Source organism: Micromonospora sp. NPDC092111 (assembly GCF_044755745.1).
In the GTDB taxonomy this organism is placed as follows: domain Bacteria; phylum Actinomycetota; class Actinomycetes; order Mycobacteriales; family Micromonosporaceae; genus Micromonospora.
The window spans coordinates 69,279-85,978 of sequence record NZ_JBIVRQ010000020.1 but is presented as its reverse complement, the minus strand read 5'-3'; the positions used below and the strand labels follow the sequence as shown (position 1 = coordinate 85,978).

Here is a 16,700-nt window from a genome sequence, read left to right as displayed (position 1 = left end):
CACTCGGGAGGGTGTGGGAGAGTAGGACACCGCCGGACAAACATTCCAGTAGGCCCACCCCTGACAAGGGGTGGGCCTACTGCATTTCCACCACCACCGGGACCGGCACCACCCCCCCGGGACCGGACACCACCACACCCGGAACCGCACACCACCACACCCGGGGACCGGACACCACCACCGGGGACCGGACACCACCACCATCGGAACTGGACACCACCACACCCGCAGGACGGGCCGGTGTCCGCGTAGCCGATCGGGCCGGAGCGGTGGTCAGCCGCGGGTCTGGACGTTGTCGCGGATCTGGCGGAACAGCCCGGCCGCGTCGTCGACGGACCGGTTGGCGAGCATGGCCATCGCGACGCTGCCGTGGTCCGCCCAACCGCAGATCGCGAAGTCGCCACCGTCGCCGCTGCTCGTGCCGCACTTCATCACGCCACCGAACTTCCCGGCCGGCACCTCGCGGATCCCGGTCACCCGGCCGGTCTCGTCGGCCATCAGCCCGAACAGGCTGTCCAGGTCCCGTTCCGGCTGCCAGAGCAGGGTGGTGCCGCCGAAGAGCAGCACCGGCCGCTTCTCGTCCGCCGGGTCGCGGTAGACCGTGCCGAAGCTGCGGTCCAGGTCGATGTCCGCCGCGAAGCCGCTGCGCAGGTAGTCGGCCGTGCTGCGGGCCCGGTCCGAGTCGTCCCGGGTGAGCCCGGCCACCCGGTCCGGCGTACTCAGGCGGGTGTCCTTCTCCTGGGCGACCCGCCAACCCGCCGTGCCCAGCGCGGCGGCGCCGGCCAACCCGACCACGAGGCCGACGGTCAGCGCGATCCGCCGCCGGGACGCCCGGGCCCGTGCGGGCGGGGCGTTCTCCGGGTCGTGGTTGCTCAACCGGATCGGCTCGTCGGTCAACTCGACCGGGTCGGGTGCCTCGATGAGCTGACGCTCGGTGAGGTGTGCGTCGGACATGTCCGCCACCGTACGCGAACCTGAGGTGGTGCACGTCAGGTCCGGGGAAGCGCTCCGTAGACTTCCAGGGTGACCGAGAGACTGGATGCCCGACGCCCCGACGCCCCGACGCTTGCCGGCCAGTACCAGCCCGGCGAGGTAGAGCAGCGACGGTACGAGCAGTGGGTAGCCGCCGGCCACTTCCGGGCGTCGGCGCAGAGCGACAAGCCCCCCTTCACCATCGTCATCCCGCCGCCGAACGTCACCGGCTCGCTGCACATGGGCCACGCGTTCGAGCACACGCTGATGGACGCCCTGAACCGGCGCAAGCGGATGCAGGGCTTCGAGGCGCTCTGGCTGCCCGGCATGGACCACGCCGGCATCGCCACCCAGAACCTCGTCGAGCGGCAGCTCGCCACCGAGGGCCTGTCCCGGCACGACCTGGGCCGGGAGAAGTTCGTCGAGCGGGTCTGGCAGTGGAAGGCCGAGTCCGGCGGGGCGATCCTCGGCCAGATGCGCCGCCTCGGCGACGCCGTCGACTGGGACCGCGAGCGCTTCACCATGGACGAGGGCCTGTCCCGGGCCGTGCAGACCATGTTCAAGAAGCTCTTCGACGACGGGCTGATCTACCGGGCCAACCGGATCATCAACTGGTGCCCGCGCTGCCTGACCGCGCTCTCCGACATCGAGGTGGAGCACACCGACGACGATGGCGAACTGGTCTCGATCCGGTACAGCGACGACGTCGTGGTCGCCACCACCCGGGCCGAGACGATGCTCGGCGACACCGCCGTCGCGGTGCACCCCGACGACGAGCGGTACCGGCACCTGATCGGCACCGAGGTGGCCGTCCCGCTCACCGACCGGCGGATTCCGATCGTCGCCGACGAGCACGTCGACCCGGCCTTCGGCACCGGCATGGTCAAGGTGACCCCGGCGCACGACCCGAACGACTTCGAGATCGGCCAGCGGCACGACCTGCCCGCGCTGACGATCATGGACGAGCGCGGGATCATCACCGCGCCCGGCCCGTTCCAGGGCCTGGACCGGTACGAGGCCCGGCCGGCGATCGTCGCCGCCCTGCGCGAGCAGGGTCTGATCGTGGCGGAGAAGCGGCCGTACGTGCACGCGGTGGGGCACTGTTCGCGGTGCAAGACCACCGTCGAGCCGAGGCTGTCGCTCCAGTGGTTCGTCAACACCGCCCCGCTGGCCAAGGCCGCCGGTGACGCGGTCCGCGACGGCCGGGTGAAGATCGAGCCGGCCGAGCTGGCCAAGCGCTACTTCGCCTGGGTCGACAACATGCACGACTGGTGCATCTCGCGCCAGCTCTGGTGGGGCCACCGCATCCCGGTCTGGTACGGCCCGGCCGGCGAGATCGTCTGCGTCGGCCCCGACGAGCAGCCGCCGACCGGCGCGGGCTGGCACCAGGACGAGGACGTCCTGGACACCTGGTTCTCCAGCGGCCTGTGGCCGTTCTCCACCCTCGGCTGGCCGGAGCAGACCCCGGACCTGGCGAAGTTCTATCCGACCAGCGTCCTGGTCACCGGCTACGACATCCTCTTCTTCTGGGTCGCCCGGATGATGATGTTCGGCCTGTACGCGATGGACGGCGTCCAGCCGTTCGACGTGGTCGCCCTGCACGGCATGGTCCGCGACGAGCACGGCAAGAAGATGTCGAAGTCGTTCGGCAACGTGGTCGACCCGCTGGACTGGATCGACCGGTTCGGCGCCGACGCCACCCGGTTCACGCTGGCCCGCGGCGCCAACCCGGGCCAGGACGTGCCGGTCAGCGAGGAGTGGTGCCAGGGCTCCCGCAACTTCTGCAACAAGCTCTGGAACGCCACCCGGTTCGCGCTGCTGAACGGCGCGCACACCGACGGTCCGCTGCCCGCCGCCGACCAGCTCTCCACCGTCGACCGGTGGATCCTGTCCCGGCTGGCGCACGTCACCGCCGAGGTGGACGAGCAGTTCGAGTCGTACGAGTTCGCGAAGGTCTGCGACCTGCTGTACCACTTCGCCTGGGACGACGTCTGCGACTGGTACGTGGAGCTGAGCAAGCCGGTGCTCGCCGAGGGCGGGCCGGCCGCCGACGCGAGTCGCCGGGTGCTCGGGCACGTGCTGGACCAACTGCTGCGGCTGCTGCACCCGGTGATCCCGTTCGTCACCGAGGAGCTGTGGACCGCGCTCACCGGCGGCGAGACGGTCATGACGGCCGCCTGGCCGGTCGCCGACCGTACCGGGGTGGACGACGCCGCGGAGCGCGAGGTCGGCACCGTCCAGCGGGTGGTGACCGAGATCCGGCGGTTCCGGTCCGACCAGGGGCTGCGCCCGACGCAGCGGGTGGCCGCCCGACTGGAGGGGCTCACCGTGGCCGGTGTCGCCGCCCACGAGCCGCTGATCCGCTCGCTGGTCCGGCTCGACGCGCCCGGCGGCGACTTCCAGGCCAGCGCCACCCTCGCCATGCCCGGTGAGGTCAGCGTCGAGCTGGACACCCGGGGTTCGATCGACGTCGCCGCCGAACGGGCCCGGCTCACCAAGGACCGGGTGGCCGCCGAGAAGGAGGTCGCGCAGGCCCGGGGCAAGCTCGACAACCCGGCCTTCGTCGGGAAGGCCCCCGAGCCGGTGGTCGCGAAGATCCGCGACCGGCTGGCGGTGGCCGAGGCCGACCTGATCCGGATCGACGCCGCTCTGGAGGCGCTGCCCTCGTGACCGACCGCACCGCACACACCGAACGCACCGCCGGCCGCACAAGGCGCGGTGACGGCGACGGCGAATTCGCCGCCGTGGACGCCGAACTGGCCGGGCGGGGTTTCACCCGGATGGTCTTCGACCTCGACCGGATCGGCTCCCTGCTCGACCTGCTCGGCAGCCCGCAGCGGGCGTACCCGTCGATCCACCTGACCGGGACCAACGGCAAGACCTCCACGGCCCGGATGATCGACTCGCTGCTGCGGGCCTTCGGGCTGCACACCGGCCGCTACACCAGCCCGCACCTGGAGACCGTCCGGGAGCGGATCAGCCTGGACGGGGAGCCGGTCAGCGAGGAGCGCTTCGTCGCCACGTACCGCGAGGTGCAGCCGTTGGCCGAGCTGGTCGACCAGCGGTCGGCCGAACCGCTGACCTACTTCGACCTGACCACCGCGCTGGCCTTCGCGACGTTCGCCGACGCGCCGGTCGACGTGGCGGTGGTCGAGGTGGGGCTCGGCGGTGCCGAGGACGCCACCAACGTGCTCCAGGCCGGGGTCGCCGTGCTCACCCCGATCGGGCTCGACCACACCGAATGGCTCGGCGACACCCTTGAGGACATCGCCCTGCACAAGGCCGGCATCATCCACCCCGGGGCGACGGTGATCGCCGCCGCCCAGGAGGAGGAGGCCGCCCGGCCGATCCTGGAACGGTGCGCCGAGGTCGGTGCCACCGTCGCCCGGGAGGGGGCCGAGTTCGGCGTGCTGCGCCGGTCGGTCGCGGTCGGCGGGCAGGTGCTGACCATCCAGGGCCTCGGCGGGGTGTACGAGGAGGTGTTCGTCCCGCTGCACGGCGCCCACCAGGCGCAGAACGCGGCGGTGGCGCTCGCCGCCGTCGAGGCGTTCCTCGGTGCGGGGGCCAAACGGCAGCTCGACATCGAGGCCGTCCGGGAGGGCTTCGCCACGACCAGCTCCCCGGGCCGGCTGGAGAAGGTGCGGTCCGCCCCGACGGTGCTGCTCGACGGGGCGCACAACCCGCACGGGATGGCCGCCACGGTCACCGCCCTGCAGGAGGAGTTCGCGTTCAGCAAGCTGGTCGGCGTGCTGGCCGTGCTCGGTGACAAGGACGCCGCCGGCCTGCTGGAGCTGCTGGAGCCGGTGCTCGACCAACTGGTGGTCACCCGTAACAGCTCGCCCCGGGCGATGCCGGCCGAGGAGTTGGCCGAGCTGGCCCGGGAGGTCTTCGGGCCGGAGCGGGTGCAGGTGGCCGAGGAGATGCCGGACGCCATCGAGGCGGCCGTCGCCGAGGCCGAGTCGGAGGTGCCCGGGGAACTGGCCGGGGTGGGTGTGCTGGTCACCGGGTCGGTGGTGACCGTGGCCGACGCCCGCCGGTTGCTGAAGCGATGAGCGGCCCGGACCGGGAGTCGGAGCGGGCTGCGGGGCCGGCGGGGGCTGAGGGCGTACCGGGTCAGCGGCGGTCCGGGTTGCGTAACCCCGAGGCCGCCGTGCGTGGCCTCGGGGCCGGGACGCTCGGACTGGAGGCGCTGGTCCTGCTGCTGGCCATCCAGCCGATCCGGGTGGTCGGCGGGCACTTCGGCGGTGCGGCGATCGCGGCCACCGTCGCGCTGGCCGTGGCGGCGGTGCTGCTGGCCGGCCTGATCCGCCGGCCGTGGGCCTGGCCCGCGGGCACGGTGTTGCAGGGGTTGCTGCTGCTGGCCGGGCTGCTGCACTGGTCGCTGTTCGGGCTGGGGGTCATCTTCGCCCTGGTGTGGGCGTACGCGCTGCACGTGCGGCGGGTCATCCTCGGCTGACCGGCTCAGGCGTCGGCGCGTTCCCGCCACTGGGTCAGCGCGATGCCGTGGCCGTCCGGGTCGCGGAAGGCGGCGGCCCACACCTCCAGCCGGCTGCCCCGGTTGACCACCCGGGGCGCGTAGGTGAACCGTACGCCGGAGTCCTTCAGCCGCTGGTAGGCCGCGTCGATGTCGTCCACCTCCAGGTTGACGTGCACCAGCCGGCGGCTGATCGGGGCTGCGCCGGTCACCTCGCGCAGCACCAGCCGGGTGGCCCCGGAGGCGAGCACGGCGTTGCCGGCACCCCGGTCGAACTCGTCGAAACCGAGCACGTCGCGGTAGAAGTCCAGCGACCGGGACAGGTCGGTGACCAGCAGGGTGAGCCCGACGCCGCTGATCGGGGCGGCCGGATCGGCCAGCCCGCCCGGGTCCGCCGGGGCGGCGGTCGGGTCGGGCCCGAAGATCGCCTCGTCCAGTTCCTCCGGGCCGAGCCGGTCGGCCGCCGCGCCGGGTTCGTCCAGCGGGACGTCGACCGGGTCGAGGATCGGCTCGTCGAACCGTTCCTCGACGGGTGGCCGCGGGGCGGGTGTCGCCCGGCGGGGCAGCGGGCCGGCGACCGGCTGCTCGACCACGGTGCCCTCCAGCACCACCGGGCCGCCGGGCCGCTGGTGCACCACCACCGGCTCCCGCTCGTCGGTCAGCACCTCGACGTCGTCCCGGAGCGGCTCGGAGCGCAGCGGGTCCGAGCGCAGTGGGTCCGACCGGAGGGGGTCGGAGCGCAGCGGGTCGGTCGGCGGCGGGTCGCGCAGGTCGTCGCGGAAGTCGTCGCGGCGGTCGTCGCGGAAGTCGTCGTCGGCCGTCCGGCCGGCCCACGGCGGGGCCTCCTGCTGGATCAGCAGGTCGTCGAGCGGCTCGCCGCCGGCGTACTCGGGTGGCAGGTCGGCGACGGTGGTGGCGCTCTCGGCGTGGGTCGGCACGTCGTCCCAGAGGACCCGGACGTGTCGCTGGTCGTCGAGGGCCACCCGGATGGGCAGGGCCTGCCCCAGGGACGGCCACTTCGCCACCGGCACCCGCGGCTCGATGATCTTCTTGGAGCGGGGCGGCAACCCCGGCGCGTCGATCACCAGTTGCAGCTCGCAGCGGCCGAAGGCGTACTGGGTGGGTGGCTCGGAGGCGCTGTGCACGTGGCCGACGCCGACCACCCAGGTGCGCCCGCCGCCGCGCACGGTGGCCAGGGCGACCGCGAGCACCACCAGGGCCACGCCGAGCGCGACGATCGCCCAACTCGTCATGCCCAGCCCGAACAGGACCACGAAGGTGGCCACGGTGCCGAGCACCGTGGCGATCAACTTGCGTACCGGCGCGATGGTGCGGTTCCCGCCATTCGCCACAGTGGACCTCCCAGGGGTCAGAGCCAGGCTAGGCCGCAACGGCAAGCGAGGGAAGGCGCAGCCGCCGCGCCGACGCCGGGACCGGGTCGCTAGGCTGACCGTACCCAGCCGAACCGCCTTCCGCGCACAGGAGGAACCCAGCGTGTCCAGCAGCAGCCCGGATGAGCGCACGCTCGTACTGATCAAGCCCGACGCGGTGCGCCGTGGTCTGGTGGGCGAGATCATCTCCCGCTTCGAGCGCAAGGGCCTGCGGATCGACGCGCTGGAGACCCGGACGCTGGACGGCGCGTTCGCCGACCAGCACTACGCCGAGCACGTGGACAAGCCGTTCTACCCGCCGCTGAAGGCGTTCATGACCAGCGGGCCGCTGGTCTCGCTGGTGCTCTCCGGTGACCAGGTGATCGAGGTGGTGCGCGGCATGATCGGCAGCACCGACGGCCGCAGGGCCGCCGCCGGCACCATCCGCGGCGACCTGTCGCTGTCCAACCGGGAGAACCTGGTGCACGCCTCGGACTCCGTCGACAGCGCCAAGCGCGAGATCGCCCTCTGGTTCCCCGCGCTGGGCTGACCCGCCCGCGACGCCCGGCCAACGGGTTCCTCAGGCTGGGCCGTTCCGATGCCCGGGCCGGTGACCGCCGGCCCGGGCGTTGTCGCGGGGCTTCCCGAAGCCCTTGAGAGCTACCAAACGAACGAAGCCCCGGAGCCCTACAACCAGTAGGGCTCCGGGGCCTTCCCGTGTTTCTGGGGGCTTTCAGGCGGTTAGGCGGTCCTGCTTGGCGGCGTGAACGAAAGCCGAGAATGCCGCTGGCGGGAAGGTCAGCGCCGGGCCTTCCGGGTCCTTGGAATCTCGGACGGCGACCACGCCGGAAAGGTTGTCGGCCACCTCGACGCAGTCGCCCTGCCCGCCGCTACGGGCGCTCTTGCGCCAGCGGGCGCCAGTCAGGTCATGCATGTGTTCTCTCCTTGATCTCCGTCAGCAGTGCTAGAGACTCATCCTCGCTCAGCGCGTCACCGGCCAAGGCGGCCCACGCCTCCGCGTAGCTACGCACTTCCTCAGTGCGATCCAGGTACAGGGCGCCGGTCAGACCCTCTTTGTAGACCGTCGTCGGCTCCGCCGACCGGGCCCCTCTGGTCGGGAATTCAAGAATGACGAAGCTACCAGCAACCGCGAAGTGAGCATGAGTCCGTTCGGACGGCACGATGCGGACGCTCACATTCGGCTCCTGAGATGCACTGACCAGACGGTGAACCTGCCCCGCCATGTCGGGCATCCTCTTGTGAAGGAGTCCTTCCTCGATGATGACCTCCAAGAGAGGAGCGGCCGGCAGGTATCGAGTCAGTATCCGTTGTCGTTCCATCCGCAAAGCAACCTGCTTCTGAACCTCAGCAGTCGTGGCTCCGGGACGGCTGCGGGCTAGCGAGGCAGCGTAGTCCGCCGTTTGCAGCAGCCCCGGCACGAGCGCGTGCTGGTAGCTGCGGATGCGGCTCGCCGCCGCTTCCAGACCGACGTACAGCTCGAACCATCGGGGGATGACCTCCCCGTAAGCGTGATACCAGCCCTTGCTCTTGGATTCCTTGGCGAGGCTGACAAGAACTTCGGTCATCTCTGACGACGCTCGGTAGAGGCGGCACATCGCCTCTACGTCCGGGGTCCGGACGGGCGACTGCCCAGACTCAATCCGGTACATCTTGGCGCGCGACCACTCAAGATCGGTGGCGGCGGCCTCAAGCCCGACGGACGCTTGCTCCCGGGTCTGCCGCAGGAGTCGGCCAAGCTCACGCCTGGGCACCGTCGATCCCGTTTCGCTCATCGGCACCATTCTCCCTGTCTCATCCTGATGCGTCATCGGACTTGCCGCGAGACGGCCCTTGCATCGTCGCCTGCAAGGTGCGTCTCCACATGATCCTCTCGCCGTGGAGAGTCGCATGGTGAGTCGACAGTCGCTGATCGTAGCCGTCACGGCTGGCGAGGCAACGAACCTGGGAGGTGGGGCGTGCCCCGATGGCGGTGATTTCTGCGCAAGGCCGAACCCGTGGTGATGGAAAGGCGGTCGCACACCCATTACTCGGCGGCGAACGGCACCCCGGGTCGAGTATCCTTGCCGGCACAGGCGACGACCCGGCCATCACCGGCGAGCCTCCGGAAGAAAGGGTGGCGACACCCGAGTAGAACCGGACGGGGCGGCCCGTCACAGCCGGCCGACGAGCGGGCGGTCGATCCTGACCGCCAAGCGGGGTGGTACCGCGGGCCTGCCCGGGGGCGCCGGACGGCGTACCCGAGAAGGCTCGTCCTCGCAGACCCACGTTGAGTGAGCTCGACGACTCCGGGTCGCGGCGTCAGCGACGCGCCGAGCCGGAGCCGTCGTAACGCGAGGAGAGCGACCCCCGATGGTCTATCCGTTGCACGACCCGACCGACGCCGGTGTCCCGGCGAGCCCGGACCTGCCCGCGGTCGAGCGCCGGGTCCTGGAGCACTGGACGGCCGACAAGACCTTCGAGGCGTCCGTCGAGGCCAGGCCGACCGGCGCGGACGGCAGGAACGAGTACGTCTTCTACGACGGCCCGCCGTTCGCCAACGGCCTGCCGCACTACGGCCACCTCTTCACCGGCTACGTCAAGGACGTGGTGCCGCGCTACCAGACCATGCGCGGTCGGCACGTCGAGCGGCGGTTCGGCTGGGACTGCCACGGCCTGCCCGCCGAGGTGGTCGCCGAGAAGCAGCTCGGCATCACCAGCAAGGCCGAGATCCTCGACCTGGGGGTGGCCCGGTTCAACGAGGCGTGCCGCACCTCGGTGCTGGAGTTCACCCACGACTGGGAGCGGTACGTCACCCGGCAGGCCCGCTGGGTCGACTTCGCCAACGACTACAAGACCCTCGACCTGGACTACATGGAAAGCGTCATGTGGGCCTTCAAGACCCTGCACGACAAGGGCCTGGTCTACGAGGGCTTCCGGGTGCTGGCGTACTGCTGGCGGTGCGAGACGCCGCTGTCGAACACCGAGACCCGGATGGACGACGTCTACCGGGACCGGCACGACCCGACCCTGACCGTCTGGTTCGGGCTGGCCGGCGACGAGTCCGCGCCGGAGTTGGTGCGGGGGCCGGTGAAGCTGGGCGTCTGGACCACCACGCCGTGGACCCTGCCGTCGAACCTGGCGCTCGCCGTCGGCCCCGACATCGAGTACGCCGTGCTGGAGCGCGACGGCGAGCGGTACCTGGTCGGCGCGGCCCGGCTGGCCGCGTACGCCAAGGAGCTGGAGGGCTACCAGCAGGTCGGCACCGTGCGCGGCGCGGACCTGGTCGGCCGCCGCTACACCCCGCTCTACGACTTCCTGGCCGAGCAGGCCGGCGAGAACGCGTACCAGGTGCTCGGGGCGGAGTTCGTCACCACCGAGGACGGCACCGGGATCGTCCACCTGGCCCCCGCCTTCGGCGAGGACGACCAGAACGTCTGCAACGCCGCCGGCATCCCGACCATCGTCACCGTGGACGACCACACCCGGTTCACCGCGCTGGTCCCGCCGTACGTCGGGGAGCAGGTCTTCGACGTCAACAAGCCGGTGATCCGGGAGCTGAAGGAGCGGGGGGTGGTGCTCCGGCAGGACACCTACACCCACTCGTACCCGCACTGCTGGCGCTGCGACACCCCGCTGGTCTACAAGGCGGTGTCGTCCTGGTTCGTGGCGGTGACCACGTTCCGGGACCGGATGGTGGAGCTGAACCAGCAGATCAACTGGACGCCCGGCCACATCAAGGACGGCTCGTTCGGCAAGTGGCTGGCCAACGCGCGGGACTGGTCGATCAGCCGGAACCGGTTCTGGGGCTCGCCGATCCCGGTGTGGAAGTCCGACGACCCGAACCACCCCCGGGTGGACGTGTACGGCTCGCTGGAGCAGATCGAGCGGGACTTCGGCGTACGCCTGACCGACCTGCACCGGCCGGCGGTCGACGACCTGGTCCGCCCCAACCCGGACGACCCGACCGGGCGCTCGATGATGCGCCGGGTGCCGGAGGTGCTGGACTGCTGGTTCGAGTCCGGCTCGATGCCGTTTGCCCAGGTGCACTACCCGTTCGAGAACGCCGACTGGTTCGAGCACCACTACCCGGGCGACTTCATCGTCGAGTACATCGGGCAGACCCGGGGCTGGTTCTACACCATGCACGTGCTGGCCACCGCGTTGTTCGACCGGCCGGCGTTCCGCAACTGCCTCAGCCACGGCATCCTGCTCGGCTCGGACGGGCGCAAGATGTCCAAGAGCCTGCGCAACTACCCGGACGTCTACCACGTCTTCGACGCGTACGGCTCGGACGCGATGCGCTGGATGCTGATGTCCTCGCCGGTGCTGCGCGGCGGTGACATGGCGGTCACCGAGGCGGGCATCCGGGACGCGGTACGCCAGGTGCTGCTGCCGCTGTGGAACGTCTGGTACTTCTTCTCGCTCTACGCCAACGCGGACGGCCACCAGGCGCGCCGCCGGGTGGACTCCACCCACCTGCTCGACCGGTACGTGCTGGCGAAGACCCGGGAACTGGTCGAGACGGTCCAGGGCCAGATGGACGCGTACGACATCTCCGGCGCCTGCGCCACCGTCCGGTCCTACCTGGACGCGCTGACCAACTGGTACGTGCGTCGCTCCCGGGACCGGTTCTGGTCCGGCGACGCGGAGGCGTTCGACACGCTGTGGACGGTGCTGGAGACGCTCTGCCGGGTGGTCGCGCCGCTGGCGCCGCTGACCGCCGAGGAGATCTGGCGCGGCCTCACCGGCGAGCGGTCGGTGCACCTGACCGACTGGCCGTCCGCCGACGAGTTCCCGGCCGACCACGACCTGGTCGCCGCGATGGACGCCGTCCGGGACGTCTGCTCGGCGGCGCTGTCGCTGCGCAAGGCGAAGGGGCTGCGGGTCCGGCTGCCGCTGTCGAGGCTGACCGTGGCCTCGCCGGTCGCGGCCCAGCTCCGGCCCTTCGCCGACCTGGTCGCCGACGAGGTCAACGTGAAGGCGGTGGAGTTCTCCGAGGAGGTGTCCAGCTACTGCCGGCAGGTGCTGACCGTGGTGCCCCGGGCGCTCGGCCCCCGGGTCGGCAAGCAGGTGCAGCAGGTGATCAAGGCGGTCAAGGCGGGGGAGTGGGAGCTGGTCGACGGCGCCCCGACCGCAGCCGGGATCACCCTCGCCGAGGGCGAGTACGAGCTGCGCCTGGTCGCCGCCGACGCCGAACACTCCGCGCCGCTGCCCGGCGGCGAGGGGGTGGTCGTGCTGGACACCGAGGTCACCCCGGAGCTGGCCGCCGAGGGGCTGGCCCGCGACGTGGTCCGGGTGGTGCAGCAGGCCCGCCGGGACGCCGACCTGGACGTCTCGGACCGGATCGTGGTGTCGGTGTCCGCCTCCGAGGAAATCCGGGCGGCGGTGTCCGGGTACGCCGGCTTCGTGGCCCGGGAGGTGCTGGCCGACACGGTCGACTTCGCCGAGGGCCTCGACGGCTTCGCCGGCGAGGTCGGTGACGGCGAGCGGGTGACGGTGACCGTCCGGCGGGTATGACGGGTTGACCGGGGTGGTCCGGCGGCGGAACCGCCGCCGGACCACCAGCCGGGCGTCCCGGCCACCCGGTGGGGCGGACGGGCATCCGTCCGCTACCGTGACACCGCCTGTTCACTGCACGACCGCCGGAGGACCAGTGCCCCTGCTCTACACCATCGGCAAGCTCACCGTGGCACCCGCGATCCGGGTGGCCTTCCGCCCGGCGGTGGAGGGGCTGGAGCACATTCCGGCGAGCGGTGGGGCGATCTTCGCGGGCAATCACCTCTCCGTCGCCGACGAGCTGCTCCTCGGCACGGTGGTCCCCCGGCACCTGGCCTTCTGGGCCAAGTCGGAGTACTTCACGGGCACCGGTCCGAAGGGCGTGTTCTCCAAGTTCGTACTCACCGGCCTGGGCGCGATCCCGGTGGAACGGGCCGGCGGTCGGGCGGCGCTGTCCGCGTTCGACGCGGCCATCCCGGCGCTGAAGGGCGGCGACCTGGTCGCCGTCTACCCGGAGGGCACCCGCTCGCCGGACGGCCGGCTCTACCGGGGCCGGACGGGCACCGCCCGGCTGGCGGTGGCGGCCGGCGTGCCGGTCATCCCGGTCGGCGTGATCGGCACCGACAAGGCCCAGCCGATCGGGACCCGGGTGCCCCGGCCCGGCAAGGCGAAGATCACCATCCGGTTCGGCAAGCCGCTGGACTTCACCGGCCGCTCCGACGACCGCAGCTCGCTGCGGCAGATGACCGACGAGCTGATGGCCGAGATCCAGAATCTCACCGGCCAGGAGTACGTGGCCCGCTACGCCCCCAAGCGCGGCGAGCCCTCGGCCTGACCCGGGTCACGGCGGGCCGTCGCCGGGCCGCTCCGCCGGTGCCGGCGGTCAGCTCTGCTTCGGGGTGACGATCTGCTCGCGCAGGATGGCGAGCAGGCGGGCGCTGTCGTCCACCGACAGCCGGGTGAAGACCGCCGTGGTGCTGCTGCCGTGGTCCACCGACGTGCAGACCACCACGTCGGTGCCCTCGGAACTGCCGGTCGCGCAGCGCTCGTACCGGCCCCGGACCCCGGTGTCCACCGGCTGCGGGGCACCCAGCGCGAAGGTGTCGGTGAGCCGGGTCATCGCGTCGTCGGCGTCCGACTCCGGGCTGAACCGGAAGCCGGTGTCGCCGAAGACGGTGACCCGCTTGCCGTCGTCGGTGCCGTAGACCCCGGCGAAGACGTCCTCGGCGAGCAGGTTCGCCTTGCGGACCTCGGCCTCCAGCCGCTGGACCTCGCCGCCGGAGTCCTCGCGCAGGGTCAGGTCGGCCACCTGACCGGGCAGCGCGGCGTCCGCCGGGTACTGCTGCCAGATCGGCGTGCCGAACCAGGCCGGACAGCCGCAGCAGCAGGCCAGGCTGAGCAGCAGCACCCAGGGCCAACGGCGGCGCTTGCGGCGTACGTACCCCTTGGGGGGCTTCCAGTCCGGCGGTGGGGTGACCGGTTCCGGCCGGCTCCGGCGCTGCTTCGGCGGTCGGGGCGGGGCGGGCGGCAACGCCGGGCGGGCCGGCGGCGGGGGCGGCGACACCGGCCGCGCGGCGGGCGCCGGCGCGACCGGGTACGGCCGGGTCGGCGTCGGGGCCGGCGGTGCCGGGTGGGCCACCGGCGGTGGCGTCGGCTGGTACGGCGGTGCGCTGGGCTGGTAGGGCAGCGCCGGCGGTGCCGCCGGTGCCGGGCCGGACTGGTACGGCCGGGTCTGCGGCGGCGTCGGGTAGGGGAGCGTCGGGGGCAGCTCGGGATGGTTCAGCTCCCAGCCACCGGTGTCCGCACCCGCCCACGGGTCCACCGGGGTGCGGTGCTCGGGCAGCTCGTGCGGTGCCGGCGGGGGCACCGGCGTGGGCTCGGCCGACTCGCCCCAAGCGGGTCGGCGCGGCGGTGGGGGAGGGACGGCGGCGGAACCGCTCCACCGGGGCGCTGCCGGCTCCTGCCGGGTCGGGTCGGGCGGTACGTCCAGCCGGGTCGGGTCGGGCCGGGCGGGGGTCGGTTCGGCCGGCGTGGCCGGGGGCGGGACGGCGGCGGAGCCACGGGCGGGGGTGTCGTCCGGGCTGGTGGGCGGCTCGGCGGACGACGGTACGGGGGGGTCGGTCGGTCCGGCGGTGACCGCCGGATCCGCGTCCCCACCCGGGGTCGGGGTACTCCCGTCGGCCGGCCGGCCTGCTCCCGGCTGCGGCTCCGGCATCGCGGCAATCTCCTCTCGCGCCGTTGCGAGGTTAGTACCGGTGCGCCACCGCCGACGAACCCGCCGCCCGGGTGGTCCGGTGCCGCCCGGCCGGGCGTCCCCGGCGGGCGGGCGGTGCGGCGCGGTGTCCCACCGGTGGAGGCGTACCCTTGGGCATCATGAGTGCCCCGTCCACGACGCCGCGCCCCGCCGCGGCCAATTCCGTCTGGCCCCGGCTGGAGCCGCTGCTGCCCCAGGTGACCAAGCCCATCCAGTACGTCGGTGGCGAGCTGGGCGCGGTGGTCAAGGACTGGGACGCCGCGACCGTGCGCTGGGCGCTGATGTATCCCGACGCGTACGAGGTGGGCCTGCCCAACCAGGGCGTCCAGATCCTCTACGAGGTGCTCAACGAGCTGCCCGACGTGCTCGCCGAGCGGACGTACGCGGTCTGGCCGGACCTGGAGCGGCTGATGCGCGCGCACGACGTGCCGCAGTTCACCGTCGACGCGCACCGCTCGGTGCGCGACTTCGACGTGTTCGGCGTCTCGTTCTCCACCGAGCTGGGCTACACCAACCTGCTCACCGCGATCGACCTGGCCGGCATCCCGATGCTGGCCGCCGACCGCACCGACGCCGACCCGGTGATCGTGGCCGGTGGGCACGCCGCGTTCAACCCGGAGCCGATCGCCGACTTCATCGACGCCGCCGTGCTCGGCGACGGCGAGGAGGCGGTCCTGGAGATCACCACGATCGTCCGGGAGTGGAAGGCCGAGGGCTCCCCGGGTGGCCGTGACGAGCTGCTGCTGCGGCTGGCCCGCACCGAGAGCGTCTACGTGCCGCGCTTCTACGACGTGGACTACCTGCCCGACGGCCGGATCCAGCGGGTCGTGCCGAACCGGGCGGACGTGCCGTTCCGGGTGCACAAGCGCACCACGATGGACCTGGACGCCTGGCCGTACCCGAAGAAGCCGCTCGTGCCGCTCGCCGAGACGGTGCACGAGCGGTACGCGGTGGAGATCTTCCGGGGCTGCACCCGGGGCTGCCGGTTCTGCCAGGCCGGCATGATCACCCGGCCGGTGCGGGAGCGCTCGATCACCACGGTCGGCCAGATGGTCCGCGACGGCCTGGAGTTCTCCGGCTTCCACGAGGTGGGCCTGCTGTCGCTGTCGTCGGCCGACCACTCCGAGATCGGCGACATGTGCTCCGGCCTGGCCCAGCAGTACGAGGGCACCAACGTGTCGCTCTCGCTGCCGTCGACCCGGGTGGACGCCTTCAACATCGACCTGGCGCAGGAGCTGTCCCGCAACGGCCGGCGGACCGGGCTGACCTTCGCCCCGGAGGGCGGCTCGGAGCGGATTCGCAAGGTCATCAACAAGATGGTGTCGAAGGAAGACCTGATCCGCACCGTCGTCACCGCGTACACCAACGGCTGGCGGCAGGTGAAGCTCTACTTCATGTGCGGCCTGCCCACCGAGACGGACGAGGACGTCCTGGAGATCGCGGACATGGCGCACGAGGTGATCAGGGCCGGCCGTGCCGCCACCGGCAGCAGGGACATCCGCTGCACCGTCTCCATCGGCGGGTTCGTGCCGAAGCCGCACACCCCGTTCCAGTGGGCGTCGATGGCCCGGCCGGAGGTCATCGACCACCGGCTCAAGCTGCTCAAGCAGGCGATCAACGCGGACCGCTCGCTGGGCCGGGCGATCGGCTACCGCTACCACGACGGTGAGCCGTCGCTGATCGAGGGCCTGCTGTCCCGGGGCGACCGCCGGGTCGGCGCGGTGATCCGCAAGGTGTGGGAGAACGGCGGCCGGTTCGACGGCTGGAGCGAGCACTTCTCGTACCAGCGCTGGGTGGAGGCCGCCGCCGAGGCGCTGCCGGCCTTCGGCGTCGACCTGGACTGGTACACCACCCGGGAGCGCGAGGAGCTGGAGGTCCTGCCCTGGGACCATCTCGACTCCGGGCTGGACAAGGACTGGCTCTGGCAGGACTGGCAGGACTCGCTGTCGGAGTACGAGCAGGACGACTGCCGGTGGACCCCGTGCTTCGACTGCGGTGTCTGTCCGGCCATGGACACCGAGATCCAGATCGGCCCCACCGGGAAGAAGCTCCTGCCGTTGACCCCGATCGGTGGTTCCGGCCTGAAGGTCCCGTCCGCCGCCCAGCAGTGACTGTCGGGGGCGGGCATGCCGCC

Annotated in this window: 12 protein-coding genes; 7 read left to right on the top strand and 5 right to left on the bottom strand. The window is 72.0% G+C overall.

Annotated features, from left to right (window positions below; all coding sequences use genetic code 11):
- Nucleotides 1–273 precede the first annotated feature (273 nt).
- Nucleotides 274–954, bottom strand: coding sequence for a hypothetical protein (locus ACIQG9_RS27040; RefSeq protein ID WP_400407697.1), 681 nt, complete (start codon nucleotides 952–954; stop codon nucleotides 274–276).
- A 69-nt stretch (nucleotides 955–1,023) separates the two neighbouring features.
- Here ACIQG9_RS27040 and ACIQG9_RS27035 point away from each other — a divergent pair, with 69 nt between their 5' ends.
- The 3 genes from ACIQG9_RS27035 to ACIQG9_RS27025 all read left to right on the top strand — a co-directional run bounded on the left by ACIQG9_RS27035 (nucleotide 1,024) and on the right by ACIQG9_RS27025 (nucleotide 5,428).
- Entirely contained in the window at nucleotides 1,024–3,642 is a 2,619-nt protein-coding gene (locus ACIQG9_RS27035; protein ID WP_400407695.1) for a valine--tRNA ligase, read from the top strand.
- A 110-nt stretch (nucleotides 3,643–3,752) separates the two neighbouring features.
- Nucleotides 3,753–5,024 carry a bifunctional folylpolyglutamate synthase/dihydrofolate synthase gene (locus tag ACIQG9_RS27030; protein ID WP_400407717.1) on the top strand — a complete coding sequence of 424 codons (1,272 nt, stop codon included), beginning with the start codon at nucleotides 3,753–3,755 and terminating at the stop codon, nucleotides 5,022–5,024.
- Nucleotides 5,021–5,428, top strand: a complete 408-nt coding sequence (locus ACIQG9_RS27025) for a DUF4233 domain-containing protein (RefSeq protein ID WP_400407693.1) — start codon at nucleotides 5,021–5,023, stop codon at nucleotides 5,426–5,428. Before ACIQG9_RS27030 ends, ACIQG9_RS27025 begins: the two co-directional genes overlap by 4 nt.
- A gap of 5 nt (nucleotides 5,429–5,433) precedes the next feature.
- Here ACIQG9_RS27025 and ACIQG9_RS27020 read toward each other — a convergent pair whose 3' ends face one another.
- Nucleotides 5,434–6,798 (bottom strand): VOC family protein, encoded by a 1,365-nt coding sequence (locus ACIQG9_RS27020; protein ID WP_400407691.1) that lies wholly within the window; start codon nucleotides 6,796–6,798, stop codon nucleotides 5,434–5,436.
- Nucleotides 6,799–6,940: 142 nt separating this feature from the next.
- Between ACIQG9_RS27020 and ndk the strand changes: the two genes are divergently transcribed.
- On the top strand, nucleotides 6,941–7,366 hold the full coding sequence (ndk, locus tag ACIQG9_RS27015) for a nucleoside-diphosphate kinase (protein WP_400407689.1): 426 nt from the start codon (nucleotides 6,941–6,943) through the stop codon (nucleotides 7,364–7,366).
- 183 nt (nucleotides 7,367–7,549) lie between these two features.
- On the opposite strand, the gene ACIQG9_RS27010 is transcribed toward ndk, so the two are convergent.
- Entirely contained in the window at nucleotides 7,550–7,750 is a 201-nt protein-coding gene (locus ACIQG9_RS27010) for a DUF397 domain-containing protein (protein WP_400407687.1), read from the bottom strand.
- A complete protein-coding gene (locus tag ACIQG9_RS27005) occupies nucleotides 7,743–8,609 on the bottom strand; it encodes a helix-turn-helix domain-containing protein (RefSeq protein WP_400407685.1) in 867 nt (288 codons plus the stop codon). The genes ACIQG9_RS27010 and ACIQG9_RS27005 overlap by 8 nt, the downstream gene beginning before the upstream one ends.
- Before the next feature lie 577 nt (nucleotides 8,610–9,186).
- Here ACIQG9_RS27005 and ileS point away from each other — a divergent pair.
- Both ileS and ACIQG9_RS26995 read left to right on the top strand, forming a co-directional pair.
- Nucleotides 9,187–12,333 (top strand): isoleucine--tRNA ligase, encoded by a 3,147-nt coding sequence (ileS, locus tag ACIQG9_RS27000; protein ID WP_400407683.1) that lies wholly within the window; start codon nucleotides 9,187–9,189, stop codon nucleotides 12,331–12,333.
- 136 nt (nucleotides 12,334–12,469) lie between these two features.
- Nucleotides 12,470–13,147, top strand: a complete 678-nt coding sequence (locus ACIQG9_RS26995) for a lysophospholipid acyltransferase family protein (RefSeq protein ID WP_400407680.1) — start codon at nucleotides 12,470–12,472, stop codon at nucleotides 13,145–13,147.
- Nucleotides 13,148–13,195: 48 nt separating this feature from the next.
- Here the strand turns inward: ACIQG9_RS26995 and ACIQG9_RS26990 are convergent, their stop codons facing one another.
- Nucleotides 13,196–14,527, bottom strand: a complete 1,332-nt coding sequence (locus ACIQG9_RS26990; protein ID WP_400407678.1) for a hypothetical protein — start codon at nucleotides 14,525–14,527, stop codon at nucleotides 13,196–13,198.
- A 158-nt stretch (nucleotides 14,528–14,685) separates the two neighbouring features.
- Between ACIQG9_RS26990 and ACIQG9_RS26985 the strand changes: the two genes are divergently transcribed.
- Nucleotides 14,686–16,677 carry a TIGR03960 family B12-binding radical SAM protein gene (locus ACIQG9_RS26985; protein WP_400407675.1) on the top strand — a complete coding sequence of 664 codons (1,992 nt, stop codon included), beginning with the start codon at nucleotides 14,686–14,688 and terminating at the stop codon, nucleotides 16,675–16,677.
- The last annotated feature ends 23 nt before the right edge of the window (nucleotides 16,678–16,700 follow it).